The sequence below is a fragment of the Streptomyces sp. NPDC002032 genome (assembly GCF_042890765.1).
Classification (GTDB): domain Bacteria; phylum Actinomycetota; class Actinomycetes; order Streptomycetales; family Streptomycetaceae; genus Streptomyces.
The window spans coordinates 609,243-635,011 of sequence record NZ_JBIASM010000001.1; the positions used below are offsets into that span (position 1 = coordinate 609,243).

General features: G+C 75.6%; 25 protein-coding genes. 12 read left to right on the top strand and 13 right to left on the bottom strand.

All coding sequences use genetic code 11. The features are described 5' to 3' along the window. Positions 1 to 5 precede the first annotated feature (5 nt). The 4 genes from ACFYYT_RS02395 to ACFYYT_RS02410 all read right to left on the bottom strand — a co-directional run bounded on the left by ACFYYT_RS02395 (position 6) and on the right by ACFYYT_RS02410 (position 2,405). Positions 6 to 359, bottom strand: coding sequence for a DUF1304 domain-containing protein (locus ACFYYT_RS02395; RefSeq protein WP_351828431.1), 354 nt, complete (start codon positions 357 to 359; stop codon positions 6 to 8). A gap of 115 nt (positions 360 to 474) precedes the next feature. Next, positions 475 to 669, bottom strand: a complete 195-nt coding sequence (locus ACFYYT_RS02400; RefSeq protein ID WP_351828444.1) for a ferredoxin — start codon at positions 667 to 669, stop codon at positions 475 to 477. A 5-nt stretch (positions 670 to 674) separates the two neighbouring features. After that, positions 675 to 1,922, bottom strand: a complete 1,248-nt coding sequence (locus ACFYYT_RS02405; protein WP_388606896.1) for a cytochrome P450 — start codon at positions 1,920 to 1,922, stop codon at positions 675 to 677. A gap of 144 nt (positions 1,923 to 2,066) precedes the next feature. Then, positions 2,067 to 2,405 carry a thioredoxin domain-containing protein gene (locus ACFYYT_RS02410; RefSeq protein ID WP_351828428.1) on the bottom strand — a complete coding sequence of 113 codons (339 nt, stop codon included), beginning with the start codon at positions 2,403 to 2,405 and terminating at the stop codon, positions 2,067 to 2,069. Positions 2,406 to 2,691: 286 nt separating this feature from the next. Between ACFYYT_RS02410 and ACFYYT_RS02415 the strand changes: the two genes are divergently transcribed. Then, positions 2,692 to 2,961 (top strand): hypothetical protein, encoded by a 270-nt coding sequence (locus ACFYYT_RS02415; protein ID WP_351828425.1) that lies wholly within the window; start codon positions 2,692 to 2,694, stop codon positions 2,959 to 2,961. 184 nt (positions 2,962 to 3,145) lie between these two features. On the opposite strand, the gene ACFYYT_RS02420 is transcribed toward ACFYYT_RS02415, so the two are convergent. Next, entirely contained in the window at positions 3,146 to 3,538 is a 393-nt protein-coding gene (locus tag ACFYYT_RS02420) for a hypothetical protein (protein ID WP_351828422.1), read from the bottom strand. Between the two features lie 247 nt (positions 3,539 to 3,785). Between ACFYYT_RS02420 and ACFYYT_RS02425 the strand changes: the two genes are divergently transcribed. Together ACFYYT_RS02425 and ACFYYT_RS02430 are read left to right on the top strand one after the other, a co-directional pair. Next, entirely contained in the window at positions 3,786 to 4,142 is a 357-nt protein-coding gene (locus tag ACFYYT_RS02425; RefSeq protein WP_351828419.1) for a YciI family protein, read from the top strand. Positions 4,143 to 4,207: 65 nt separating this feature from the next. After that, positions 4,208 to 5,452 (top strand): RNA polymerase sigma factor, encoded by a 1,245-nt coding sequence (locus tag ACFYYT_RS02430; protein ID WP_385322599.1) that lies wholly within the window; start codon positions 4,208 to 4,210, stop codon positions 5,450 to 5,452. On the opposite strand, the gene ACFYYT_RS02435 is transcribed toward ACFYYT_RS02430, so the two are convergent. From ACFYYT_RS02435 to ACFYYT_RS02450, 4 genes are all read right to left on the bottom strand, one after another. Beyond that, a complete protein-coding gene (locus tag ACFYYT_RS02435; protein WP_351828414.1) occupies positions 5,442 to 6,908 on the bottom strand; it encodes a condensation domain-containing protein in 1,467 nt (488 codons plus the stop codon). The genes ACFYYT_RS02430 and ACFYYT_RS02435 overlap by 11 nt on opposite strands. Before the next feature lie 118 nt (positions 6,909 to 7,026). Further along, entirely contained in the window at positions 7,027 to 8,001 is a 975-nt protein-coding gene (locus ACFYYT_RS02440) for an ABC transporter ATP-binding protein (protein WP_385322601.1), read from the bottom strand. Beyond that, positions 7,998 to 10,679, bottom strand: a complete 2,682-nt coding sequence (locus tag ACFYYT_RS02445; RefSeq protein WP_351828412.1) for a hypothetical protein — start codon at positions 10,677 to 10,679, stop codon at positions 7,998 to 8,000. Before ACFYYT_RS02445 ends, ACFYYT_RS02440 begins: the two co-directional genes overlap by 4 nt. A gap of 191 nt (positions 10,680 to 10,870) precedes the next feature. Then, positions 10,871 to 14,143, bottom strand: coding sequence for an FtsX-like permease family protein (locus tag ACFYYT_RS02450; protein ID WP_351828409.1), 3,273 nt, complete (start codon positions 14,141 to 14,143; stop codon positions 10,871 to 10,873). Positions 14,144 to 14,333: 190 nt separating this feature from the next. Between ACFYYT_RS02450 and ACFYYT_RS02455 the strand changes: the two genes are divergently transcribed. Next, positions 14,334 to 15,065 carry an ABC transporter ATP-binding protein gene (locus ACFYYT_RS02455; protein WP_351828407.1) on the top strand — a complete coding sequence of 244 codons (732 nt, stop codon included), beginning with the start codon at positions 14,334 to 14,336 and terminating at the stop codon, positions 15,063 to 15,065. Positions 15,066 to 15,185: 120 nt separating this feature from the next. Here ACFYYT_RS02455 and ACFYYT_RS02460 read toward each other — a convergent pair whose 3' ends face one another. Next, a complete protein-coding gene (locus ACFYYT_RS02460) occupies positions 15,186 to 15,602 on the bottom strand; it encodes an STAS domain-containing protein (protein WP_351828406.1) in 417 nt (138 codons plus the stop codon). A 161-nt stretch (positions 15,603 to 15,763) separates the two neighbouring features. Here ACFYYT_RS02460 and ACFYYT_RS02465 point away from each other — a divergent pair, with 161 nt between their 5' ends. Beyond that, on the top strand, positions 15,764 to 16,633 hold the full coding sequence (locus ACFYYT_RS02465) for a hypothetical protein (RefSeq protein ID WP_351828403.1): 870 nt from the start codon (positions 15,764 to 15,766) through the stop codon (positions 16,631 to 16,633). Here the strand turns inward: ACFYYT_RS02465 and ACFYYT_RS02470 are convergent. Continuing rightward, positions 16,630 to 17,520, bottom strand: coding sequence for a LysR family transcriptional regulator (locus tag ACFYYT_RS02470; protein WP_351828401.1), 891 nt, complete (start codon positions 17,518 to 17,520; stop codon positions 16,630 to 16,632). The two genes, ACFYYT_RS02465 and ACFYYT_RS02470, sit on opposite strands and share 4 nt — an antisense overlap. A 71-nt stretch (positions 17,521 to 17,591) precedes the next feature. Here ACFYYT_RS02470 and ACFYYT_RS02475 point away from each other — a divergent pair, with 71 nt between their 5' ends. After that, positions 17,592 to 18,503 carry an NAD-dependent epimerase/dehydratase family protein gene (locus ACFYYT_RS02475; RefSeq protein ID WP_351828398.1) on the top strand — a complete coding sequence of 304 codons (912 nt, stop codon included), beginning with the start codon at positions 17,592 to 17,594 and terminating at the stop codon, positions 18,501 to 18,503. Positions 18,504 to 18,552: 49 nt separating this feature from the next. On the opposite strand, the gene ACFYYT_RS02480 is transcribed toward ACFYYT_RS02475, so the two are convergent. Continuing rightward, on the bottom strand, positions 18,553 to 19,305 hold the full coding sequence (locus tag ACFYYT_RS02480) for a GntR family transcriptional regulator (RefSeq protein WP_351828395.1): 753 nt from the start codon (positions 19,303 to 19,305) through the stop codon (positions 18,553 to 18,555). Positions 19,306 to 19,563: 258 nt separating this feature from the next. On the opposite strand from ACFYYT_RS02480, the gene ACFYYT_RS02485 reads away from it, so the two are divergent. The 5 genes from ACFYYT_RS02485 to ACFYYT_RS02505 are packed head-to-tail and all read left to right on the top strand — an operon-like array spanning position 19,564 to position 24,374. Continuing rightward, positions 19,564 to 20,736: an ABC transporter substrate-binding protein gene (locus tag ACFYYT_RS02485; protein ID WP_388606796.1), complete on the top strand. Its 1,173-nt coding sequence runs from the start codon at positions 19,564 to 19,566 to the stop codon at positions 20,734 to 20,736. Then, positions 20,736 to 21,638: an ABC transporter permease subunit gene (locus tag ACFYYT_RS02490; RefSeq protein WP_351828392.1), complete on the top strand. Its 903-nt coding sequence runs from the start codon at positions 20,736 to 20,738 to the stop codon at positions 21,636 to 21,638. Before ACFYYT_RS02485 ends, ACFYYT_RS02490 begins: the two co-directional genes overlap by 1 nt. Next, a complete protein-coding gene (locus tag ACFYYT_RS02495; protein WP_351828390.1) occupies positions 21,626 to 22,564 on the top strand; it encodes an ABC transporter permease subunit in 939 nt (312 codons plus the stop codon). Before ACFYYT_RS02490 ends, ACFYYT_RS02495 begins: the two co-directional genes overlap by 13 nt. 5 nt (positions 22,565 to 22,569) lie before the next feature. Next, the gene (locus tag ACFYYT_RS02500; RefSeq protein ID WP_351828388.1) at positions 22,570 to 23,664 is read left to right on the top strand and encodes an ABC transporter ATP-binding protein; all 1,095 of its coding nucleotides are present in this window, start codon (positions 22,570 to 22,572) and stop codon (positions 23,662 to 23,664) included. Further along, entirely contained in the window at positions 23,661 to 24,374 is a 714-nt protein-coding gene (locus tag ACFYYT_RS02505; protein WP_351828386.1) for an HAD family phosphatase, read from the top strand. Before ACFYYT_RS02500 ends, ACFYYT_RS02505 begins: the two co-directional genes overlap by 4 nt. Here the strand turns inward: ACFYYT_RS02505 and ACFYYT_RS02510 are convergent. Continuing rightward, the gene (locus ACFYYT_RS02510) at positions 24,332 to 24,811 is read right to left on the bottom strand and encodes a hypothetical protein (RefSeq protein WP_351828383.1); all 480 of its coding nucleotides are present in this window, start codon (positions 24,809 to 24,811) and stop codon (positions 24,332 to 24,334) included. The two genes, ACFYYT_RS02505 and ACFYYT_RS02510, sit on opposite strands and share 43 nt — an antisense overlap. Before the next feature lie 95 nt (positions 24,812 to 24,906). Between ACFYYT_RS02510 and ACFYYT_RS02515 the strand changes: the two genes are divergently transcribed. Then, complete coding sequence (locus ACFYYT_RS02515; RefSeq protein WP_351828380.1) at positions 24,907 to 25,737, top strand: GntR family transcriptional regulator; 831 nt, start codon at positions 24,907 to 24,909, stop codon at positions 25,735 to 25,737. Positions 25,738 to 25,769: the final 32 nt, after the last annotated feature.

Genomic DNA, 25,769 nt, shown 5'->3' on the forward strand with positions numbered 1-25,769 from the left:
GGTGTTCACGCGGCGAGGAGCGCTGCGCCCAGGGCGAGCGCGCCGGGCAGGGCCTGGGCGACCAGGATCCGGCGGTTGGCGGTGGCGGCGCCGTACACCCCCGCGACGATCACGCAGGCCAGGAAGAAGACCTGGGTGGCGAGGGCGCCGCTGACCACGCCCCACACCAGGCCGGCGGCCAGGAAGCCGTTGTAGAGCCCCTGGTTGGCGGCGAGCGGCGCCGTCAGGCGGGCCGTGTCCGCGTCGAACCCGGACAGGGCCCGTCCCGGCGGCCGCTGCCACAGGAACATCTCCAGCACCAGGAAGTACACGTGGAGCGCGGCGACGAGGCCGATGAGTATCCGAGCGACCGTGTCCACGGCCACCCCCCTCTCCATGACGGGATCCGGGCGGGATCCGATTTCCTGGACAACTGTACAGGAACTCGGATCCCGCCCGCCGGTGGATGCCGGGGGCGTCGGGGGGTGCCGGGGGTCAGCCCTCTTGCACGGTGATCGCCGAGACCGGGCAGGCCCGGGCGGCCTCCCGTACCAGGGGGCTGCCGTGGCCGTCCTCACGGCCCGGGAGCACCTCGCTGAGCCCGTCGTCGTCCTGGGTGAACAGCTGGGGCGCGGTCAGCGCGCACTGACCGGCGCCGATGCAGACGTCGCGGTCGACCGAGATCCGCACGCCGCTCACCAGGCCACGGGGAGTTCGAGCATGCCCTGGATGGTGTCCCCGGGCTTGAAGGGGATCTCGTCCGGATCGGCCGCCAGCCGCAGGCCGGGCAGCCGCCGGAAGAGGGTGCCCAGGGCGATCTCCATCTCGGCGCGGGCCAGGTTCTGGCCCAGGCACTGGTGGATGCCGAAGCCGAAGGCCAGGTGGTGGCGGGTGGGCCGGTTCCAGTCGAGCGAGTCCGGCTCTGCGAAGACCGCCTCGTCGCGGTTGATGACGGAGGTGGAGAAGACCACCCCGTCGCCCGGGCGGATCGTCGCGCCGCCGATCCCGATCTCCTCGGTGGCCAGCCGCAGCATGCCGTCGGCGATCGACAGGAAGCGCATCAGCTCCTCCACCGCCTCCGACATCAGGGAGGGGTCGGCGCGCAGCTCGGCCAGCTGCTCGGGGTGGCGCAGCAGGGTGAAGGTGCCGAGGGAGATCATGTTCGCCGTGGTCTCGTGGCCCGCGATCAGCAGGATCAAGGCCAGGGCGACCAGTTCCTCCACGTCGGTCTCGCCGGATTCCAGGCGGGTGGCGATCAGTTCGTCCAGCAGCCCCTCGCCCGGAGCGGTGCGCTTGCGCCGGATCAAGGCCTCCAGGTAGGTGTCCAGTCGGGTACGGGCCTCCTCGACATCGGCGGGCTCGGGGCCGCGCAGCAGCCGCCGCGACTGCTCCTCGAAGAACTCGTGGTCCTCGTAGGGCACGCCCAGCAGGGCGCAGATCACCATCGACGGGACCGGCAGGGCGAAGGAGCCGACGAGTTCGGCCCGCGGGCCCCGCGCCACCATCTCGTCGATCAGCCGGTCCACGGTCTGCTGGATCTGCGGACGCAGGGCCGCCATCCGCTTGACCGAGAAGCTCGGGATCAGCATCCGGCGCTGCCGGTTGTGCTCGGGATCGTCCACGCCGAGCAGGGCGGTACGACGGCCCGTCGCGCCCTTGAAGCGACGGGTGGCCATGGGGAAGGCGGCATTGGTGCGGTCGCTCGACAGCCGCGCGTCGGCGAGCAGGGCGCGCGCCTCGGCGTGGCCGGTGACCACCCAGACGGAGCGGCCGTCGTAGAGGGTGACCCGTGAGAGGGGCCGGCTCTCCCGCAGTGGCTGGTACGCCGCCGGGGGGTGGTAGGGGCAGGTGCGGTCCTGGGGGAAGGCGACGGCACCGGGCAGGGCGCCAGGCAGGGCGCCGGGCAGGGCACCGGATACGGCATCGGACATGGCCTCGGTCATGGAGAGCAACACCTCGCAAGCGATGGTTCCGTTCACGCCGGACTCCATTACATGCCTCAGGCACCTATCTCATCCATGCCAGTTTCGGCCAGTCTGCCCAGGTTCACCCGGGCGCGCGTTCCCGGGCCCCGCAGGCGAGCGGAGTCAGAGGTGGCCGTCGAGGAACGTCCGGAATTCCTCCCCCGTCAGCGGACCGGCGTGCGTCGCCACCGCCTCGCCGGACCGGATCAGCACCACGGTGGGGGCGCCGGTCACCTCGTAGCGGCGGGTCGTGCCCGGGCAGCGGGTGATGTCCGTGCGGACGGCGGTCAGCCGGCTCCCGTACTCCGTCAGCAGCTCCGCGACGACGGCGTCCATCGCCGCGCACGCCGCGGCGGCCTTCGGCCAGGTGCCGGTGAAGTAGGCGAGGACCGGCCCCGGCGCCATACCGGCGATGAACTCGAATTCCTGGTCCTCCAGCGGCCGGTGTGCCCGACTGGTCATGGGTGGTGCTCCTCGTTTTCGCATCCGTCGTGACCGCCAGCGTAGGCGGCTCGACCGGCCCGGTTGCGGACGGCACCCGTCGACGGCACCGCCGGCCCGGTGGCCGCCACCGATGCGGCGGCTCGTGCGGGTCCCCGGCAACGCCGCCGACGCCCACCTCCGGGTCCGAGGCGTCTGCCCTGTCCGTGGCGCCGCGCCGGGGGAGTGGGTGGGGCAGGCCCTGCCGGAGGGGTGACGGGCCCCGGGCCGGGCGCCGTTGTCAGTGCCGGCTGTGAAGCTTGGGCCCATGGACGACAGGATGCTGCGGCGCCGGGTCTACGGCGCCGACCACGACGACCCCGATCCGGGCCCGCGCCTGGGTCACGCCTACGGCGAACTCGTGGGCGGCCCCCTCGACGGCCTGCTCCTCGACGTCACCGGCTGGAGCGCGCGGCAGCTGACGGAGGAGGCCCGGCTCCCCACGGAGATAGGACGCTACGGCCCGGGCGGGCGCGCCCACTACCGCCGCAGGCCGGCCGATCCGGACCGCTGGGACTGGGCGGGGGACAGCCGTTAGGGGCCCTCTCGGATCGTGCCGGGCGACGCGGGTCCGGCAGGAGCGGAAGGGACGGCCCGGGGACGGGCCGTCCCGGGGCGTGGGTGAGCCCCCGGTCCGCCGACGTGCGACCGGGGACTCAGTGCGCTCTTCCGCAGCCGCACCGGGGGTGGATGCGCCGACGGGACGGAATCCCCCGAACGGCTCAGCGGCCCGGGGTCCGGCAGGGCGCCGCCGAGCGGCTCACGCTGCGGGCCCACAGCACCAGCGGCACCTGGAGCGGCAGCCGCCCGATCGCCGCCGCCCGGAAGGCGGGGGAGCGCCGGCGCGCGTCGACGGCCATCTTCACGTTCGCCGGGAAGACGCCGACGAAGAACCCCGCCGCGGCCAGCGCCGCCACCCGGCGGGTGCGCGGGTGGGCCACCCCGGCCGCCAGGGCCAGCTCGGCCGCACCGCTCGCGTACGTCCACCGGCGCGGGGTGCCGGGCAGGGAGCGGGGGACGAGCGCGTCGAACTGCTGCGGCAGGGCCGCGTGGGCGAGCGCCGCCCCGGCCAGCAGTCCGGCGAGCAGCAGGGGGGAGGAGGGGGTGCGGGGCATCAGGATGCGGATCCTCTCGCGGGGGCGTGGAGCCGGAAGCCGGGGTCGAAGCCCGGGCCCCGCGATCCTACCCGCGAGTAGCTCCCGAGCCGAGGCCCTGGACCGGCCTGCGGGCCGGGTCGGTGCGGTGGACGGGGTGGAGAAGTCTCCGAAGAATTTCCATCGGAGCTGTCGATCCGGGCGCCTCCCGTTCGACGCAGGGGTGAGAGGCGGGGAGAGACCCCGCCCTTCCGACCGAGGAGTCACCATGCCGCGCTTCCTGAGCCTGATCCGCATCGACGAGCAGAACCTGCCCCCCGAGAGCTTCCCCGCCGACTTCGAGCAGCGGATGGGCGCCCTCATGGAGGAGATCACCAAGGCCGGGGTCATGCTCGACACCGCCGGACTGCTCCCCACCTCCGAGGCCACCCGCGTCAACTGGTCCGGGGGCAAGCTCAGCTTCACCGACGGCCCCTTCACCGAGACCAAGGAGGTCGTCGGCGGCTACGCCCTGCTCCAGTGCAAGGACAAGGCCGAAGCCCTGGAGTGGACCAAGCGGTTCCTGTCGATCCACCCCGACAGCTGGGACGTCGGCGCCGAGCTCCGCGAGATCCAGGAGATGTGACCCCCGGCCCGGCTGACCTGCGCCGGGTTTGCCCTGCTCCGTCACGGCTGCTCTGATGGGTGGCCGTGACGGAACACAGCACGGAGCGGACGGTCGAGGCGGTCTTCAGGATCGAATCGGCCCGGATCATCGCCGGCGTCACCCGCATCGTGCGGGACGTCGGCATCGCCGAGGAACTCGCCCAGGACGCCTTGGTCGCCGCCCTCGAACAATGGCCCCGCACCGGAGTCCCCGACCGGCCCGGCGCCTGGCTGATGACCACCGCCAAGCACCGGGCCGTCGACCTCGTCCGGCGCCGCGAGACCTACGCGCGCAAACTCGCCGAGGTCGGCCGCACCCTGGAGGACGTCCCCCCGCCCGCCGAGCCCGCGGACCCGGACGACATCGACGACGACCTGCTGCGCCTGGTCTTCACCGCCTGCCACCCCGTCCTCGGCACCGAGGCCCGGATCGCGCTCACCCTGCGCCTGGTGGGCGGCCTCACCACCCAGGAGATCGCCCGCGCCTTCCTGACGTCCGAGCCCACCGTCGCCCAGCGCATCGTCCGCGCCAAACGGGCCCTGGCCAAGGCCGGGGTGCCCTTCGAGGTCCCCTACGGCGCCGACCGCGAACAGCGGCTCGCCTCCGTCCTGGAGGTCATCTACCTCGTCTTCAACGAGGGGTACTCGGCCACCGCGGGCGACGACCTCGTCCGGCCCGCCCTGTGCGAGGACGCCCTGCGCCTCTCCCGGGTACTGGCCGGGCTGATGCCCGCGGAACCGGAGGTGCACGGCCTCTGCGCGCTGCTGGAGTTCCAGGCCTCCCGCACCGCCACCCGCACCGGCCCCGACGGGGAACCCGTCCTCCTCGCCGACCAGAACCGCTCCCGGTGGAACCGGCTCCTGATCCGGCGCGGCGTCGACGCCCTGCACCGCGCGGGCACCGGCCCCTACGCGCTCCAGGCCGCCATCGCCGGCTGCCACGCCGCGGCCCTCCGCTACGAGGACACCGACTGGACGGCCATCGCCACCCTCTACGGGCGGCTCGTACGGCTGGTCCCCTCACCCGTGGTCGAACTGAACCGGGCGGTCGCCGTCTCCATGGCCCAGGGCCCCGCCGCCGCCCTGCCCCTGGTCGACGCCCTCGGCCGGGAGGACGCCCTGCGCTCCTACCACCTGCTGCCGAGCGTACGGGGAGACCTGCTGGAGCGGCTCGGACGCGGACCTGAAGCCCGCGCCGAGTTCGAGAGGGCGGCCGCGCTCACCCGCAACGCCCGCGAACGGGACCTGCTGCTGGCCCGCGCCGCCGCCCTCCCGCCCGTCAGCCCCTGACCCGCGCCGGCATCTCCGCGGAGCGCCGCGGCGGCCCGAGCGCGACGGGCCGGCCGAAACCGCCCGAGCGGGCGACGCTGCGCACCGTGCGGCGCAGCGCCTCCTGGAAGTCGCCCATCGTCCGGCGGGCCGCCGGCGTGTCTACGTAGAGGGAGTTCATGTGGAGCCCCTCCGCGTCCCGCTGGAACCAGGAGCAGGCCCCGTTCGCGCGCGCCGACCACACGTGCGTGGCGGGCCGCCACTCGGGGTGCCGTTCGGCGCCCCGGCACTTGCGCATGTCGATGTACGAGAAGAAGTTCACCGGGTACGGCCAGGAGCGGGCCGCGAACTCCTCGGGTGCCAGCAGCTCCCAGGCCCGTACGAACGGCACGTCGATGTGGCCGATCATCTCGCCGAACCCCGCCCGGACCGCCGCCATCACCTGCGTGAAGTCCTGGCCGGGAGAGGCGTCGAACTCGATCGGCATGGTGTTGACGAACCAGCCCACCGCATCGTTCCAGGAGCCGCGCCCGCGCTCGCTGACCGGCATGAACCCGCGGTAGACCCCCGGGCCCCCGGCCTCGCGCAGGCAGACGGCGACCGAGCCGAGCAGCCCCATGAACGGCTTCGCGTCCGCCTCCCGGCAGGCCTTCTCGAACACCTCGGCCTCGGCGGCGTCCAGCAGCTCCGAGGCCTCGTTGACGATCGGGTACATCCGGCCGGGCTCCACGCCCAGGTCCAGCGGGAACCGCGGGAAGAACTCCCCGTTGCGGGCGATGAACGACTTCCAGTAGTCCAGGCGCGCGTCGTCGGCGTCGATGGACAGGTAGCGGCCGCGCTGCTCCTCGGCGAAGTCGAGGTAGCTCGGTGCCGGTTCCGGCGCCGGTTCACCGCCGTCGCACAGGGTCTCGTACGCGGTCATCACCTCGCGGACGACGATCGGCATCGACATGCCGTCGCAGACGATGTGGTCGAAGGCGAGGTAGACGGTCGCGGAGTCCGGGCGCAGCACCGCCCCCATCGTGAACAGCGGCCAGGACAGGGTGTCGATGCAGCGCTTGAAGCGCTCGACGAGGAACTCGCGCAGCCGGTCGGAGGAGTCGAAGAAGGCCAACTCCTTAGACTCCAGCGTGAGTTCGTCGGCCGCCAGCGGCTCGCACGCCACCTCGCCCGCCAGCCGCCGGAACGCGCAGCGCAGTACCTCGTGCCGCTGGACGAAGCTGAGCAGCGACCGGGCCAGGGCCTCTTCGTCGAGGGCGCCCTCCACCTCGAAGGTGACGGCCAGCCACGAGGCGACCGGGTCGTCGGCGCCGCGGCTCTCCTCGGCGACGGTGAAGTGCTTGTCCTGGTTGAAGGAGGCCCATCTGCCCGCCGCGTCAGCCCGGTCCGTGCCCAGCGGCTCGGCCGTGGACCGCAACCGCCACTCGACCACGCGCCCGGGCGCCACGTGGCGCATGTCCAGAGGAAACTGCCGCATTCCGTCATCCCTTCGCCCCCGAGTCAACCCCGAGCGCCTAACGACACCCGGGGCGCGGAAGTGACGCCCGTGCCCCGGTGACGGGTACGGACACGGGTGTGGGAGGGAGGGGAGGGGGCTACGGAGTCTCCGCGGGGTCCTCCGCGTCGTCGCGGCGGATCTCGATGTGGTCAAGGGCCCGGTCGACCGCGACCCGGTGCTCCATGCCCAGCGCCTCCAGGAACTTCTGCGGCAGCTGGACCCGGCCGGTCCGGTCCAGCATCACGTACTCGCGTTCGCTCACCGACTCCGTGCCGTGCTCGTCGGTGACCGTGCGGCGCAGCACCTCGCTGCTCGTGCGGCCGTCGCGGATGGCCACCGTCCGGCGCACCTCGCCCGCCACCAGGGGGTCGTGGGTGACGATCACCACCGTGGCGCCCAGCTCGCGGTTCACGGTGCGGAACGCCTCGAAGACGGCGGCCGCGGTCTCCGAGTCCAGCTCGCCCGTCGGCTCGTCCGCGAGCAGCACCGCGGGCTCGTTGGCCATGCCCACCGCGATGGCCACCCGCTGCTGCTGGCCGCCCGAGAGCTCCTGCGGACGCCGCCCCGCGAGCGGGCCGATCTCCAGCGCCTCCATCAGCCGTTCGACCCGCTTCGCCCGGCGCGCGGCCGCGCCGGGGCGCCGTCCGCCCTTCAACTGCATGGGCAGCGCGATGTTCTGGGCGACCGTCAGGAACGGCATCAGGTTCCTGGCCGTCTGCTGCCACACGAAGCCCACCGTCTCGCGGCGGTAGCGAAGCCGGTCCCGGGAGGACATCTCCAGCAGGTCGAAGCCGCCCACCGAAGCCGTTCCCGCCGTCGGCACGTCCAGGCCCGCCAGGATGTTCAGCAGGGTGGATTTGCCGCTGCCGGAGGCGCCGACCAGGGCCACCAGGTCGCCCTGGGCCACCGTCAGTTCCAGCCCCTGGAGCGCCTGCACCTCGACCCCGGCCGAGGTGAAGATCCGCACCAGCCGGTCGCAGGCGATGGCGGTGCCCGCCGCGCTCGCCCGGGGCGCGGCGGCGGCCAGGGCCTCGCGCCGCAGCTCCTCGTACGTGGGTGCTTCGGTGTTCAACGTGGGTCTCCCGCTCTCAACTCGGTGGTGATCTGGCGCCGCCCCGAGACCGCCGCCTCGGCGAACACCGCCAACGCCAGCAGTGCGGCCAGGCCCAGTGCCAGGGTGAGCACGGGCCGCGGCGTGAGCCGGACGCCGGTGGGCACGGCGGAGCCGACCAGCGTCGACAGGTCCACGGAGGGGCCCAGCAGGGCGACCGCAGCCGCCGCGACCAGACCGCCGCCCAGGGCCGCTGCCAGGGCCTGCGGCAGCGATTCCGCCAGGATCAGCGCCAGTCCCTGACGGGGCCGCAGCCCCATGGTCCGCAACCGGGCCAGCAGGGCCGCCCGTTCGGGCGCCGTCCGCAGCAGGTTCAGCAGTACGGCGAGCAGGGCGAAGGCGGCCGCGCCGGCGAGGGAACCCCAGAACAGCCGGGCCGCCGAGGCCTGGAGCGGGTCGTGGGCCAGCCGGTCGGCCGCTCCCGCGCTGGTGCGCACCAGGTACCCGCCGGCGTCGCCCTTCGGGACGGACGCCGCCAGCAGGCCGCGCAGCGGGCCCTCCTCGACGGCGCCGAGGCCGAACCAGTGCGTGGGGAGCCCCGCCCGGGGCAGCCGGGCCGTCGTCGGGCCGGCGGGCAGGACCACCGTGAGCGTGCCGCCGCCGGGCAGGGCCGGAGTGCCGTCGATCACCGCGGCGGCCCGCACCGGCAGCGTCGCGCCGTCGCCGAAGCGCAGTTCGTGCACGTCCCCGCCGGTGATCTGCGCCGCCAGTGCCTTGCCGAACAGCGCGGGCAGCGGGGCGTCGGCGCCGCCCGCCCCGCCGGCCAGCACGCCGGGGTCGAACCGGCCGCGTCCCACGGCCCCGGAAAGCTCGGCGTACGTCTGCGGGTCGGCCACGATCACCGTGACCTGGGTGCCCTGCTGGGAGGTGCCGAGGACGATGCCCCAGGTGTCGATCCACACCGGGACGGAGGCCCGTACGCCCGGCAGTGCGGTGGCGGCCCGGGCGAACTCCGGCGGCAGGGTGGCCGTCGGCGGCGCGGCCACCTGGGCGTCGCCGCCGACACCGGCCCGTGCGACCTGGTGGCGGGCGGTGTCCACGGACTCCAGGACCGTGGCCCCGAAGCCGCCGGTGGTCACGGCCAGCAGCAGCGCCGTCAACGGCAGGAGGGACGGGTGGTAAGCGCCCCCGCCGCCGCGCGCCGCGCGGGCCAGGCCGACGAAGCCGACCACCCCTCGCCCGCGTCCGGCCGCCCGCGAGAGCGCCCGTACGAGCGGGGGCAGCAGCCGGGCCAGCAGCAGCCCCCCGCACAGGGCCAGCAGCAGCGGGGCGGCCACCAGCAGCGGGTCCGGGCCCGCCCCGGCGGGGGCGACCCCGCGCCGGCTGGTCTGGACGAGGGCCGCGACCGTGGCGGCGAGCACCAGCAGTTCGGCCACCAGCCGGCGGCGCGGGGCCGCCGCACCCGGCCCGGACAGCAGGACGAGGACCCGTACGGGGAAGGCCAGCAGGATCAGCAGGGTGACGGCGCCGGCCGCCACCAGGGCCGGCGCCAGGCGCGGCACCGGCAGCAGCACGACCGCCAGGGCCGTGGCGAGCGCGGCGGCGGGCAGGACGGTGACGGCCCCTTCGGCGAGGAGCCTGCGCAGCACGCCCCACCGCGAGGCGCCCCGGGCGCGCAGCAGCAGCAGTTCGGCCGCCCGGCGGTCCGCGCCGAGCCCCGCCGCCAGGCACAGCACCACCAGGGCCTCCCCGGCCAGTCCGGCCGGGCCGAGCGCGGCGAGCGGTGCGGCGGCCTGCTGGCGGGCCTGCGCCTGGGTGAACAGCCGCGGCAGGTCGGAGGTGATCTGCAGTTCCAGGCGGTCGGTGGTCCGCCGGAGTTCGGTGGCGGTGGGCCCGGCCACGTACGAGGCCACGGCGGCGGACACGGCGGGCAGCCGGTCGGCGCGCAGCGTCCCGGTGTCCAGCGGCAGCCGCCAGAAGTCCTGTACGGAGCCGCCCCAGGAGCCGAACCGCTCCAGCCCGTCGGCCCCGACCACGGCGGTGACCCGCCAGGTGGGCGACAGGCAGGCCGCGGTGGGACAGGGCAGGCCGGTCCAGTAGGGGTCGGCGGGATCGTCGGCGGCGTAGAGCCCGACGATCTCGGCGAGGAAGGGGGTCCCGACGCCGGGGGAGGTGCGCAGCACCGTACCGACCTTGGCGCCCAGGGTGTCGGCCGCGCTCTTGGCGAGGGCGACGGGCAGGGGTGCGCCCTCGGCCGCGCCGCCGGGCCAGTGGCCCTCGACGATGCGGGCGTGGGAGGTCATGCGGGGCAGGTGGAGCAGGTTCAGCAGGGTGGGCGGGGGCGGATCGCCCGGCATCTGCTTCAGCTCGGGGTTGGTCAGCCCCCGCGGGGTCAGCGTGACCGTGCCGTGGACAGGGCCGGTCGCCGCCAGGTCGATGCCGGTGCCCGGGCCGGTGCGGGCGCGCAGTGCCTCCAGTACGGAGTCCAGCGCCTGCGGGGTCCGCTGGCCGGGGACGGGGCGGGCGCTGGCGTACAGGCTGGTCGGGGCGGGCCCCTGCTGGCGCAGGAAGGCGCGCAGGGCGTCGTCGGCGCCCCGGTCCAGGGCCCGCGGCAGGGCGGCCGCCAGCAGCACGGCGACGAAGGCCAGGGCCGCGGCGAGCACCGCCGCCATCGGCATCGCACGCAGCCGCGTCCCCACCCACCCCACCCCGCCGGCCCCCCTCTTGAACCCCGCCCCCGCTCCGGACCCGGCGTTCGTGGCGGGCCCGGAGCCCGCCCCCGGGGCCGGCCGCGACCTGGCGTCCGGGGTCGGCACGGGGCCCGCCCCTGGGGGCGGCTGGGATCCGGCGTCCGGGCCCGGGGTCGGTTCGGGGGTGGGGGGTGGGGTGGTCACATGTCCTCCACGTGCCGCAGCCGGGCGGCCGGGCCTCGGTTGGTGCGGTCGGCCCGGCCGCCGAGCACCGCCGACAGCAGGGGCAGCACCGCGACCGCGGTGGCCAGCAGCAGCGTCTGGCCGCCCGGCAGGTCCACCAGGACCCCCGGCACCGGGCGCCGTGCGGCGGGCGTCAGGACCATCAGCGGCACTACCAGATGGACGATGGCCGCGCCCAGGCCCACGCCGACGGCCGTGCCGAGCCCCACCAGCAGGCAGCCCTCGGCGGCGGCCGTCCCGGCGAGCCGCCGCCGGGAGGCGCCGAGGGCGGTCAGGATCGCGTGCTCCCGGGCCCGTTCGCGCCCCGACGCCGCCGCCGAGGCGGCGAAGCCGATCGCGGCGAGCACCGCGCAGGCCACGGCCAGCGCGGCCAGCGCCGCCTGCGGGCCCGCGCTCAGCGGGTCGCCCAGCAGCGCGGCGGCCACCTCCTCGCGCACCAGCACCTTCGGCGAAGCCGCCCCCGCGCGCAGCTCGGTGGCGGCCCGCTCCGAACCGGGGTCGCCCGGGGCGGCGGCGGGCAGCCACCACTCGTCGGCGGCGGGCAGCTCCTGCGCGCCTTCCGCGCCGAGCAGCCTCCCGGCCGCGCCCAGGTCCACGGCCAGGGCGGTGTCCCCGGCCACCGGCAGCGACCCGACGGCGCCGGTGATCCGTACCCGTACGGTGCTGACGCCGATCCGGACGGGCACCTTGTCGCCCACGGCGGCCCCCACGGAGCTCAGGTACCCGCGCGTGGCGACCCCGAGGAGCTCGGCGGGCGGGCCGCCCGCGCTCAGCGAGAGTTGCAGGGGGGTCCCGGGCGGTCCCCGGTAGCCCAGCCGCAGCAGGTCGGGGCCGGCCGGGCGCAGGGCCGGGGTCAGCAGGCTCTCGGAGACGCCGTCCGCGACGGGGGCGCGGAGCTTCCAGTCGGGTGCGGGGGCCGCCACGGGGACGCCCGGCCCGTCCGCGGCCCCGCTCACCGCGACGCGGCGCAGGGCCAGTTCCCCGCTCACCGGGGCCAGGCCCTCGCCCGGACTGAAGTACGAGGGCGCGGTCCCGTACGACATCAGCAGGCCGACGATGCGCAGCGGCCCGGCGGCGGACCCCACGGGCGCCCCGGTCAGCGGGTCGAGGCGCATCGAGACGGTGCCGTCGCCGCTCTCGGGTAGCACCGAGGCGGGGGTGCGGTAGGTGAGCCCGTACCGGTCGCGCAGCAGCAGGGCGAGGGAGGGCCGGCCGCTCGCCCCGGCGCCGGCCCGCACGGACACGTCGAGGTCGATGCGCCGGGGCGTCCCCGGCAGGGCGATCCCGTCGGCTCCGGCCCGGCCGGCGTCGGCGCCGGCGCCCGTGCCCAGCGGGGCGAACAGTTCGCGCATCGGGCGGCCGTCGCGCAGGTCGGCCCGGAGCGGGAGCCGGTCGGCGGCGTGGGTGTCGAAGGCGAGCAGACGGCCGGGTTTCCCGTCCGGCAGGTCCAGGTCGGTGTGGATCACCGGGAGGATCCGGTCGCCGCCGGGCAGGGCCGCGTACCGGCCCGCCCGGCCCATCGGGGTCAGGTCCCCGCCGGTGATCCGCAGGCCCCCGGCGGTGGCGAAGTCGGCCTGGTCGCGCTGGGAGGCGGACCAGGCGGAGTGCTGACCGAGGGCGAGCACCCCGCTGGACACGGCGAGGACCAGCAGCAGCACGGGCCCGGTGGCCCGCTGCGGACGGCGGGCCAGCTGCCAGCCGACCAGCGCCGGACCGAGCCCGCGCCCCCGGGCGGCGACCCGTCCGCCGAGCCGCGCCGCGAAGGGCAGTATCCGGAGCACCAGCAGGGTGCCCGCGCACAGCGCCAGCGTCGGCGCCGCCACCAGGACGGGGTCCACCCCGAGCGGGCCGCCGGCCCCCGGACCGGCCCCCTCGCCGCCGCTGTACCGGGAGAGCTGGCGGTAGGCGAGGAAGGCGAGCGCGACCAGGGCCAGGTCGGCGCCGGAGCGGGCGAAGCCGGAGACCACGGCCCGGCGGCGTCCGCCGCGCCCCAGGGCCGCGGCCGTGACCCCGCGCAGGACGGCGGGCAGCGCGGTCAGCAGCACGCACAGCAGCGCGCAGAGCGCCGCGACGGGCCACAGCAGCCAGGAGCCGCCCGTGTCGAACGGGACCCGCGCCAGCGGGCCGTACCGGCCCAGCAGCCGCAGCAGCGGCGGGGCGAGCAGCGGGGCGAGCACGGCGGCGGGCACGGCGAGCAGCAGGGACTCGGCCGTGGAGAGCAGGCCGAGCCGCCGCCGGGAGGCCCCGCGCGCGGTCAGCAGGACGCGTTCCGGTTCCTGTCGCTCCCGCAGCAGGGAGGCCACCAGCAGCAGGGCGGCCGAGGCCAGGACGGCGAGCTGGAGCGCGCCGACCAGCAGGGTGGACCGCGAGACCCGCAGGCCCGACTGCAAGTCCGTGATGAAGGAGGGGAGTTCGGTGGTGACCACGAGCCTGGAGGGGTGCGTCGCGGCCAGCTGCGCGGCCCGGCCGCGCACGCCCTCGACCTCGGTGCGCGAGGCGCCCGCGAAGTCCGGGGTCAGCAGCGAGGCCCGGCTGCCCTGCGGCAGACCGCCCACCGTGAAGGCGGAGTCGTCGACGAGCAACGGGCCGTAGGTGGTGAAGCTGCCGACCTGCAACTCCCGCCCGGCGAGCGGGTCGAGGCGCCAGTACGGGGCCTCCGGATCGGCGGCCCGGTAGACGCCGGTGACGAGCACCTCCAGCGCCGGGCCGCCGAGCCGGTCCTCCAGGCGGACCCCGGCGGGCAGCGCCGCCGCGCTCAGCCCGAGCCGGGTCAGGGCCGCCTCGGGCACCGCGACGGCCACCTTGCCCGGGTTCGGGCCGACGGCCTCGGGCCACCGGCCCGCGAGCAGGCGTACGCGGTCCCGGCCGAGGCTGGCGAGCAGGGTGAGGTCGGCCTGCCCGCCGGGGGAGCGGTCGCCCGGCAGCCCGTACGAGCGGCTGCGCGCCACGCTCTCCACGCCGGCCGGCAGCGCGCCGAACACCTGCTCCGCAAAGGTCCGTACGGCCGCGTCGTCCGCGGCGCGGGCGGCGAGCCCGTGCTCACCGCTCAGGACGACGGCCGTGCGCGCCCGGTCGGGTCCGGTCAGGGCGCGGCGCATGCCCGCGTCGCCCACGCCGCGGGTGAACGCCAGCAGGGCGGTCAGCGCGGTGGTGGTGATGAGCACGGTCAGCAGCACAGCGGCCGCGAGGGGCAATCGCCCGCGCAGCCGGCGCATGACGAATCCCAGCATGTGCCTGTTCCTCCCCCATCCGGACCAGAGGCCCCGGATAGCGGACGATGCTGTCAGATTCGATCAGGTATCGGAAGGGACTTGCGATAGGGATGTGACAGATGAGCAGAATCGGACGCGAGGGCAGGAGAACACCGGATGCGCTCTCGCGGCGGCGGCTCTGCCGTCAACCGAGTCGAGGGGGAGCACCATGACGCAGCAGCAGGCCGGCACCACCGGCCCCGGGACCGCGGCCACCGCCCCGCCCATGGTGGTCGTACGGGACCTCCGGCGCAGCTTCGGAACCGGGGAGCGGGCCGTACACGCCCTGCGCGGCGTCTCGTTCGAGGCGCGGCGGGGCGAACTCACCGCGCTCAAGGGACGGTCCGGATCCGGGAAGACCACCCTGATGAACCTGGTCGGCGGACTCGACCTGCCCACCGGCGGCACCGTCGAACTCGACGGCACCGACCTGACCGCGCTGGACGAGAGCGGCCGCCTCGCCCTGCGCCGTGACCGGATCGGCTTCGTGTTCCAGTCGTTCGGTCTGATCCCCATGCTCACCGCCGCCGAGAACGTCGGGGTCCCGATGCGGATGCGCGGGGTGCCCGCGAAGCGGCGCGAGGAACGCGTCCGCACCCTGCTGGCCCTGGTCGGACTGGCCGACCACGCCGGACAGCGCCCCGGGGAGCTGTCCGGCGGTCAGCAGCAGCGCGTCGCGGTGGCCCGCGCGCTGGCCAACGAGCCCGACCTGATCATCGCCGACGAACCCACCGGCCAGCTGGACTCCGAGACCGGCCGCTCGATCATGCGGCTGCTGCGCGCGGTGGTGCGCAGCGAGGGGGTCACCGCCCTGGTGGCCACCCACGATCCGGAACTGATGGAACTCGCCGACCGGGTCGTGGAGTTGCGCGACGGCCGGATCGCCCCGGCGGCCGGCTGAGCGGCGCCGGGCGGGGCGGATGGTGCGGCCGGGGCGAATGGTGCGGCCGGGGTGGCGGGGGGAGCCGCCGGGCCAGGAGGACGGCCAGCAGCAGCGGGACCAGGGTGAGCGCCGTGAACGTCACGCCTCCACCCGCTTCCATCCGGACCGCGGCGGCCGCACGCGCGAGGCGAGGCGGAGCAGCAGGCGCAGGGCCGGCGAGGTGGCGGCCGTCTCCCAGGAGCGTCCGGCGCGGGCCCATGCGTCGAGCACGTCGAGGAGGGACGAGTCGCAGAAGGTGACGAGGGCCGCGTCGAGGAGGAGGCGGCGGGCGCCGCGGGCGGCGGCTTCGTCGAGGAGGCCGCGCAGGGGGCGGCAGGTGTGGAGGTCGAACTCCCCGGCCAGGCTGACGGCGAGGACGCCGTCGCGGAGCGTGGACCGTATGCGGGGCACCGGGTCGGGCGGGGCGGGGGCCGGTGAGGTCGGTGCGGTGAGGGCGTCGGGATGCGCGGCCGCGGGCAGTAGCGGGGCGTTTATCGCCTTTATGGGAGCCTTCATGCCCCCTCCAACGGTCCCGGAGGCGGACGGGAACGGGCGCGGCACCGCAGGTCACCCGCGCGGGGCTGCCCGCTGACCCGTTCCGGCGATCTTCCTCACCCGCCCGGGCCCCCGGTGCGTTCCCGGGTGTCGGGCCGCCGCCGATGCCCGAGAGTGGGTGCGTGGACGCGGACGGAACTCCGGACGAGGTCGTCGACGCGCTGTACGCGGACCCCCCGGACGGGTTCACGGCCGCGCGCGACGCCGCGGTGGCGCGCGCGAAGGCGGACGGCGACACGGCGACGGCCAAGCGCGTCGCGGGGCTGCGGCGGCCCACGCTGGCGGCCTGGGTCTCGAACACCCTGGTCCGGGCCCAGCCCGAAGAGGTCGAGCTGTTCCTCCAGCTCGGCCAGGCACTGCGCGAGGCCCACCGGTCGCTCGACGGCGAGCAGCTGCGGGAGCTCTCGCACCAGCAGCACGTCGTGGTCGGGGCCCTGGCCCGGGAGGCTCAGCGGCTGGCCGGGGAGGCGGGCACGGCGGTGTCGGAACCGGTGGTGCGGGAGGTGGAGCGCATCCTCTACACCGCCCTCGCCGACCCGGACGCGGCCACCGCGTGGGCCTCCGCCCGGCTCACCCGGGCCCCCGCCGAGGCCGCGTCCTTCCCGCAGGCCGACCCGTCCGCCGTCCGGGACCACCGCCCGCCGCCCGGACCGGCCGGGGCAGGCGCGGTGGAGGACACGGACGCGGCCACGGGCTCCCGGAGCGCCCACGCCCGTAGCGAGGCGGCGCGCGAGGCGGCGCGCGAGGCAGGCCGGGAGGCGGCCGCGCGGGAGGCGGAAGCGGAAGCGGCCGACGGGGCCCGGCGACGGGCGGTGGACCGGGCGGCCGAGGCCGACGCCGAACTCACCCGCCTGGAGGCGGCCGCCGAACGGGCCCGCGCCGAGCGGGACCTCGCCCACGCGGCGGTGAACGAGGCCGAGACCCGCCTGCGCGAGGCCACCCGTACGGCCCGGGAAGCCCGCCGCGCCGCCACCGGGGCCGAGCACCCCTAAACCGTCTCCCGGAGGGCGGCCGCCAGGGCGGCGGCGGGGGAGCCGGCGGGGGTGTGGGGGGCGGTGGCCACGCCGATGTGCCGGGCGGGACCGGGGGCCGCGAGGGGGACCACCGCCGACCCGGCCGCCGCGGCCAGGGCGATGCGCGGGATCAGCGCGACCCCGACGCCCGCCCCGACCAGGGTCTGCGCGAAGAAGTAGTCGGTGGTCGAGGCGGCGGTCCGCAGCTCGAACCCGGCCCGGTCCGCGTACCGCCGCAGGAAGGCCTCCGTTTTGAGGCAGCCCAGCACCCAGCGGTCCGCCGCCAGTTCCGCCGGCTCCAGCACCTGCCGCCCGGCAAGCCGGTGCCCCGGCGGCAGGACCGCGTACAGGGGGTCCTCTATCAGCGGCAGCCAGTCCGGGCCCGTGCGCCCCGCCGCGCCGGACGGCAGCGGTCCGTCGAAGTGGTAGGCCAGCGCGAGGTCAGCCGCGCCGCCGCGCACCATCGGCAGCGACACCTCGGGCTCGGCCTCCACGACCGTCAGCTCCACCTCCGGCCGCGCGGCCACGAACGCGCCGAGCGCGCGCGGCAGCAGGTGCCTGCCGCCGCTGGTGAAGGTGGCGACCGTCAGCCGGGGCCGGCCGGCCGCCAGCCGGTCGACCCGGGCGCGGACCAGGTCGATCTCGGCGGTGATCGTGTCCGCGGCCTCCACCAGCAGCCGCCCGGCCCCGGTGAGGGTGACCCCGCGCGTGCTGCGTTCGGCCACGGGGTGGCCGAGGCTCCGCTCCAGGACGGCGATGTGCTGGGAGACGGCCGAGGGGGTCAGCCGCAGGGCGGCCGCCGCGCGGTTGAAGCTGCCGTGTTCGGCCACGGCCCGCAGGATGCGCAGCCGGTGCACGTCGATCAATAGTTTTCCTTCATACGTGTTCAGTATCCGATCGGTTCTGCTGGTGATCCTAGGGCGGCAGGATCGACGGCATGAGCGAATTCCTGGTCATCGGCGGGAGCCGGTACTTCGGCAGGCACCTGGTCACCCTGCTGCGCGACGCGGGCCACGCGGTCACCGTCCTCAACCGCGGCTCCTCGGCGCCGCCGCCCGGCGTGGCCCACCTGGCCGCCGACCGCGACGACGAACCCGCCCTGCGCGCAGCCCTCGGCGCCCGGAGCTTCGACGCCGTCATCGACCAGGTCTGCTACACCCCGCACCAAGCCGCCGTCGCCCGCCGGGTCTTCGCCGGGGGCCGGGCCGGACGGTACGTGATGACCTCCACCATGGAGGTGTACGACCCCGCCACCTTCGCCGGCCCGCGGGCCCAGGCCCCGGCCGGCGGGATGACCGAGAGCTCGCTGGACCCGCTGCGCGGCCTTCCGCGCGCGGCCGGGGCCGCCGCCGCCCGTTACGCCGGGGACAAGCGGCGGGCGGAGGCGGTGTTCCTGCGCGAGCCCGCCTTCCCGTACGTGAGCGTCCGCTCCGGGCACGTCCTCGGGGGCGGCGCCCAGGACTTCACCGGCCGCCTCGCGCACTACGTGGAGCGGATCGGCGCCGGCCTTCCGGTCGACGTGCACGAGGCTCCGTACGCCACCTCCTTCATCCACCACCTGGAGATCGCGCGGTTCCTCGCCTGGGCCGCCGAGGGGACCTTCACCGGGCCGGTCAACGCCGCCTCCCACGGCCCGCTCACCGTGACCGGCCTCACCGGGGCGGTCGGCGAGCGGCTCGGACGCGGGCCGCGCCACCGGATCGTGGCGGACGGGGGCCAGGCCTCGCCGTTCTCCTTCGACCGGGCCTACGCCCTCGACAACGGCCGCGCCACCCGCCTCGGTTTCCCCTTCGGCCACACCGACGACTGGCTGCCGGGGGCGATCGACGAGACCGCGCCGCCCCGCTGACGAAGCCACCACCCCGGCCCCCGCCTCAGCCCCCACCCCGGCCCCCGTCTCAGCGCTCGCCGCCCCCCGGATGGCGCTCCAGGGGAGCGGCTACCGCCGAGTTGCTCACACTGAAGGTGACGCTGCCGGCCCGGTAGCGGTCGTCGGACCACTCGATCGGGCGGCCCGTGCGCGTCGCGGAGACATGGCGTTGGCGCAAAACCGGGCTGCCCCGCCGTATCTCCAGCAGCCGGGCGTCCTCGCTGCCCGCGGCGAGCGCGTCGATCAGGTGCTCCCCGTAGTGCGCCACGATCCCGGAGTCCGCGGCCAGGCTGTCCATCACGGAGCGGCAGTCCTCGGGCAGTGCCTCCACGGCCGCCGCGACCCAGTCGGCGTAGGCGGTGCGCTCCACCATCGTCGGCTCCCCGTCGAGCAGCCGCAGCCGCAGCACGGCGAGCACCTCCGTGCCCGGCGGCAGTGCGAGCCGCTCGGCCTCCTCGGCGGTGGCGGGCCGCCGGGTGCGCGTCAGGAACCGGCTGCGCACCTCGTGGCCCACCCCGTCGGCCCACTGCGCGAAACTGTTCAACTCGCCGAAGCTGTGGCGGCGTTCGTGGCGCAGGACGATCCTGCGCGCACCCTGGCTGGAACCGATCAGCCCCTCGGCGGCGAGCGTGGCGACGGCTTGGCGCACCGTGCCGCGCGAGGCCGACCAGCGGGCGGCGAGATCGCTCTCGGAAGGCAGCCGACCGCCCACGGGGTAGGCGCCGGACAGGATCGCCCGGCGCAGTTCCTCCGCGATCTCCAGATACCGCACCGTTCCCATGCCGTTCCCCCTCGCTGCGACGTACCGCGGCCGGCCTCCGGGAGCCCGAAGGTCTTGATCATCATCGAGGATCGCCCGGACCCGTTCTGTCACGACGCCTTTCGGTCATTCTCTTGTCTTCCTCTTCTCTTCCTTGAGCCGTGCTCCCGGGTCCAGCCGCCGTTCACCGTCCGTACAGCCGGCCCGGGCGAACTGGAGCCAACTTGTTCAGACAAGTGAATCTGACAAGCGCAGCCCCCTTCGTCTCCGGGAGAGACCGTGCTCAGTTCCTCCGCCCGCCGCGGCGCGGCCGTACTGCTCGGCGCCGCCGTCCTGACCACGCTCAGCGCGTGCGGCGCAGCGCCCGACCCGAAGCCCGGCGCCACCGCCCCGGGCGACGCCAAGGGCAACGCCCAGCCGGGCACCGCGGCCTCGGCGGCCGACCTCGGAGGCATGGCGGCCCTCGTCGCCGCCGCCGAGAAGGAGGGCCAGCTCAACGTCATCGCGCTGCCGCCGGACTGGGCGAACTACGGCCAGATGATGAAGGCCTTCCAGGCGAAGTACCCCAAGGTCAAGATCAGCAGCGAGAACCCGGACGCCGCCAGCGCCGACGAGATCGCCGCCGTCAAGTCCCGCAAGGGCCAAAAGCGCGCCCCCGACGTCCTGGACCTCGGCATCGCCTTCGCCCGCAGCGGCGCCGGCGAGAACCTCTTCGCCTCCTACAAGGTCGCCGCCTGGGACAAGATCCCGGCCGGCCAGAAGGACGCCGACGCCCGCTGGTACAACGACTACGGCGGTTACGTCTCCATCGGCTGCGACGCCGCGCGCGTCCCCAACTGCCCGCAGAGCTTCGCCGATCTCCTCAAGCCCGAGTACAAGGGCAAGGTCGCCCTCAACGGCAACCCGACCAAGTCCGGCTCGGCCTTCGGCGGCGTCTACGCGGCCGCCCTCGCCAACAAGGGCTCCTTCGCCGACATCCAGCCCGGCATCGACTTCTTCGGCCAGCTGAAGAAGAGCGGCAACTTCATCCCCGTCGAGTCCACCCCGGCCACCGTCGAAAAGGGCGAGACCCCCATCTCGATCGACTGGGACTACCTGAACGCCGGCTACGCCGAGCAGTTCAAGGGCAAGGGCGTCGACTGGAAGGTCTCCGTCCCCTCCGACGGCGTCTACGCCCAGTACTACTCCCAGGCCATCAACAAGGACGCCCCCAACCCGGCGGCCGCCCGCCTGTGGATGGAGTTCCTCTACAGCGCCGAGGGCCAGAACATCTGGCTCCAGGGCCACGCCCGCCCCGTACTGCTCCCCGTGATGGCCGCCGACGGCACCGCCGACAAGGACGCCGTCACCAAGCTCCCGCAGGTCCAGGGCACCCCGGCCGTCCCGGCCTCCGCCGAGCTCGACAAGGCCAAGGCCACCCTCGCCGAGAAGTGGGACAAGGCCCTCAGCTGATGTCCGCACCCATCACCCCCCAGCAGGGGACCGCCGGCGGCACCACCCCGCGCCGCCGGCGGCGCGGCCCGCGCACCTGGCTCGCCGCCCTCCCGCTCCTCGTCTTCACCGGGCTCTGCTTCGGCGTCCCGCTCGGCGCCATCGCCTTCGGCGCGGTCACCCGCACCGACCCGGCCACCGGCGCCACCAGCCTCACCGGAGAGCACCTCGCGCGCTCCCTCCAGGGCCCCTACCTCGACTCGCTGGCCGGCAGCGTCCAGCTCGCCGCCCTGACCGCACTCCTCGGCGGAGTCCTCGGCGTGCTGATCGCCCAGGCCCTGGTCAGCTCCCGCTCCACCGCCCTGCGCTCCGCGGCGCTGACCGCCTCCGGCGTCCTCGCCAACTTCGGCGGGGTACCGCTCGCGTTCGCGTTCATCGCCACCGCGGGCATCTCCGGGGTCGTCACCCAGCTCGCGAACCTCACGGACCTGGGCTGGGACCTGTACTCCTTCACCGGCCTCACCGTGGTCTACCTGTACTTCCTGATCCCCCTGATGGTCCTGGTGATCGTCCCCGCGCTGGACGGACTGCGCCCGCAGTGGCGGGAGGCCGCCCAGAACAACGGGGCCACCGGAGCGCAGTTCTGGCGACACGTCGGCCTGCCGGTGCTCGCGCCCTCCCTGCTCGGCGGGTTCGTCCTCCTCTTCGGTACGGCCTTCGCCGCGCACGCCACGGCCGCGGCCCTCGTCGGCGGCTCCGTACCGCTGGTCACGCTGAAGATCGCGGACGCCCTCTCCGGCAACGTCCTCACCGGCCAGGAGAACGTGGCGCTCGCCCTCGGCCTCGACATGATCCTGATCGCCGGCCTGGTCATGGCGGTCTACCTGCCCCTCCAGCGACGGAGCGCCCGATGGCTGCGATGACCCCGACCGCCCCCCGGGCGGACAGCACCGAAGCGAGCGCACCGGCCGCCCCGGCACCGGCCGCACCGGCCGCCCCCGCGCGGGGCCGCCGCCCCCGGCCCCGGGTCTGGCGCGGAGCCGTCCTCGCCCTCGCGGGCGCGTACTTCCTGCTCCCGCTTCTCGCCTCCTTCGTCTTCACCGTGCACGTGCCCGGCCAGGGCCTCACCTTCGAGGCGTACACCGAGCTGCTCGGCGCCGAGGGCTTCACCCGGAGCCTGCTGCTCTCCCTCGGCCTCGCCGCCGCCACCATCGCGCTGTCCCTGCTGCTGGCCGTGCCCGCGCTGGTCGCCGTACGGATCGGCTCGCCGAGGCTGCGGCCCGTCGTGGAGGTGATGTGCATGCTGCCGCTGGTCGTACCGCCCATCGCCCTGGTCACCGGCATCACCACCGTGCTGCGCTGGGGGCCCGACCACCTCTCGCGGACCCCGCTCTACCAGACCTTCATCGCCGTCCAGGACGAGGACTTCCCCCTCGTCCTGGTCCTCGCGTACACGGTGCTGGCGCTGCCCTTCGTCTACCGCTCGCTCGACGCGGGCCTGCGCGCCGTCGACGTCCCCACCCTCGTGGAAGCCGCCCGCAGCTGCGGCGCGAGCTGGCCCCACGTGGTCCTGCGCGTCCTGCTGCCCAACCTGCGGGCCTCGCTCGCCGGAGCGGCCTTCCTCACCCTGGCCCTGGTGCTTGGCGAGTTCACCATCGCCTCGCTGCTGGGCTTCCAGCCCTTCGCCGTGTGGATCGTCTCCATCTCCGGCGCCCAGGCCCGGATGTCGGTGGCCGTCTCCATCCTCAGCCTCCTCATCACCTGGCTGCTGCTGCTCGTCCTCTCGCGGGCCGGAACCGCCCCCGCCACGGTCTCCTCCGCCCCCGCCACCTCCCGCAAGGAGTCCTGACCCACATGTCCACGACCCTCCTCGCGCCGCGGAAGCCGGCCGACCCCGCCGCCCCCGCGGGCGCGCGCGTCGAATTCCGGTCCCTGCGCCGGGCGTTCGGCTCCACCATCGCCCTCGACGGTCTCGACCTGAGCGTCGAGCCCGGCGAACTCCTCGCCCTGCTCGGCCCCTCGGGCTGCGGCAAGACCACCGCCCTGCGCGTCCTCGCCGGCTTCGAGACGCCCGACTCCGGCGAGGTCCTGGTCGACGGCGAGGACATCACCCGGGTGCCGGCCAACCGCCGCGACGCCGGGATGGTCTTCCAGTCGTACAGCCTCTTCCCGAACCTCAGCGCCCGCGACAACGTCGCCTTCGGCCTGCGCGTGCGCAAGGTCCCCGCTGCCCGGCGCCGGGAGCGCGCCGCGGAACTCCTCGACCTGGTGGGCCTGCCCGACCACGGTGAGCGCTACCCGCACCAGATGTCCGGCGGCCAGCAGCAGCGCGTCGCGCTCGCCCGCGCCCTGGCCCTGCGCCCGCGCGTGCTCCTGCTCGACGAACCGCTCTCCGCGCTGGACGCCAAGGTACGGGCCAACCTGCGCGAGGAGATCCGGCGCCTCCAGCTCGACCTCGGCATCACCACCGTGTTCGTCACCCACGACCAGGAGGAGGCCCTGTCCATGGCCGACCGGGTCGCCGTGCTGAACGCCGGGAAGCTGGAGCAGTGCGCCGCCCCCGCCGAACTCTACGAACGCCCCGCGACGCCCTTCGTCGCCGAGTTCGTCGGCACCATGAACCGGCTCCCCGGACGCCTCACGGACTCCGGCCTCGTGGAGGTCTCCGGCACCCGGCTGCCCGTCGACGGCCCCGTCCCGGCCACCCCGGACGTGGAGGTGCTGGTCCGCCCCGAGAACCTCACGGTCACCGCCGATCCCGAGGGCAACGCCACCGTCACGGCCGCCTCCTTCTTCGGCGCCGTCACCCGCCTCCACCTCGACCTCGCCGACGGCACCCGCGTCAAGGCCGACCTGCCCTCGCGCGACGCCGCCGGCCTGGCCCCGGGCGCGCGGGCCGCCGTGGGACCGGCCGAGCGGCCCGTGCTCGTCGTGGCGAGGACCGCGTGAACGCACTCGCCGCCGTGCTCTTCGACATGGACGGCACCCTCGTCGACACCGAGGTGCTGTGGTGGGAGACCACCGCGCGGACCGCCGAGCGGCTCGGACACCGCCTGGGGCCGGCCGACGCCCCCGAGGTCGTCGGCCGCGCCGTCCCCGACACCGCCGCCCACCTCGTACGGGTGGCCGGACGCGGGGAGGCCGGGGAGGTCGCCGCCGAGCTGACGGAGGGCTTCTTCCGCCGGGTCGCGGCCGGGGCGCCCGTACGCCCCGGGGTCCAGCGGTTGCTCACCGCCCTGGAAGCCGAGGGCATCCCCTTCGCGCTGGTCAGCGCCTCACCGCGGGTGGTCGTCGACCAGGTGGTCGGGGGCGCTCTGGCGCACGTCCCCTTCGCCTTCACCGTCTCCGCCGACGACACGGTACGGACCAAGCCGCATCCCGACCCCTACCGGGCGGCCGCCGCGCGCCTGGGCCGCCCGCCGGCGCGGTGCGTCGCCGTGGAGGACTCCCCGGACGGCGCCGCCTCCGCCGAGGCCGCCGGCTGCCCCGTCCTGGTGGTGCCCTCGCTGCTGGAGGTGCCCGCCTCGGCGGCCCGCACCTTCGCGCGGTCCCTGGAGGACGTCACCCCGGAGGTCCTGCGCGGCTGCGTCACCGGCGCCGGTCCCGGGGCCGGCGCTCAGGCGGACAGGACGAGCAGCTCCAGGATGCCCTCCGCGTAGGCCCCGCAGACGGACCCCGGGCCGGTCTCCAGCACGCCGACCAGCAGCGGCAGGCCGGTCCGGACGTGCGCGGCGACCTGCCCGTAGAGGCCCGCCCCGTGGGTGTCCCCGTCGTCCTCGGCGCTCAGCAGGGACAGCAGCGTCCACAGCAGCGCCTCGCGGCCCGACTGCCGGGGCGGCCCGGCGGCCCAGACCGCCATCAGCACCGCGCAGGCGGCCGGTGCCGGGGGCCACAGCCGGGTCCCGGTGAACACGTGCCCCTGCAGGGCGTGGAACGCCGCCGGATGCCCCTCCGCCGCGTCCCACAACGTGTCCTCCAGGTGCGCCGCCGGACGGCCGCAACCGCAGGTGACGGCCGCCCAGTCGTGCCGCGCCAGCTCGGCCCGCACGCCGTCCGGCACCAGCGGGCTGCTGCGCGGCATGTCCTTCCCTCTCATGTGGCTCCTTTCATGCGGCCCCAGTATGGGAGGCGGGCGGGGACCGGGTCGAACGGGGCGCCCGCCGCCCCGGCCGCCGTGGCAGGCTGGACCCCGTGAACGAGGCACCGCAGGCAGCAGCACCCGCACCCGCCCCCCGGGAACCGCGCCCGCCGCAGGAGGCTCCCGCACCCCGCCGGGCCCCCGGCCGGACGCCGCTCTACCTGAAGCTCGCCGAGGAGCTGCGCGCGGCCATCACCGCAGGGGAGTACGGATCGGGCGCCCGGCTGCCCGCCGAGGACGAACTCGCCCGCCGCCACGCCGTCTCCCGGGGCACCGTCCGCCAGGCCCTGGCGGCGCTGCGCACCGATGGGCTGATCACCTCCCGCCGGGGCACCCGCCGGGTGGTGCTCGGCGGCCCGGCGGAGGAGAACGCGGCCTGCGAACTGCGCAGCTTCACCCGCTGGGCGCGTTCCCTGGGGGAGGAGCCGGGCGGGCGGACCGTCGCGGTGGACCGGGGCGCGGCGGACGCCGAGGAGGCGGAGCAGCTGCGGATCCCCGCCGGGGCGGCCGTGTACCGGGTGCGGCGGCTGCGGACCCTGTCCGGTGCGCCGGTGATGGTGGAGCGCACCACGTACCCGGAGGCGGTCGGCGTCCTGGTGGCGGCGATGCCGGCGGACACCGTCTCGTACTCGGAACGGCTGGCCCGGCACGGCGTGCTGTTCACCGACGCCCACCACACCATCGACATCGCGCCCGCTGACGCGGAGGACGCGCGGCTGCTGGGCTGCCGGGTGGGCGAGGCGCTGCTGCGCGAGCGCCGGCGCGCCACCGACCCGGCGGGCACGCCGGTGGAGTGGTCGCAGGACCGCTACCTGCCGGGGACGGTGGCCTTCACGGCGCACTCGACGGCGGCCAGCGCGCTGGGCCGCCGACTGCGGCCCTGACGGGCGCGGCCGCGCGGGCGGCGCGGGCCGCG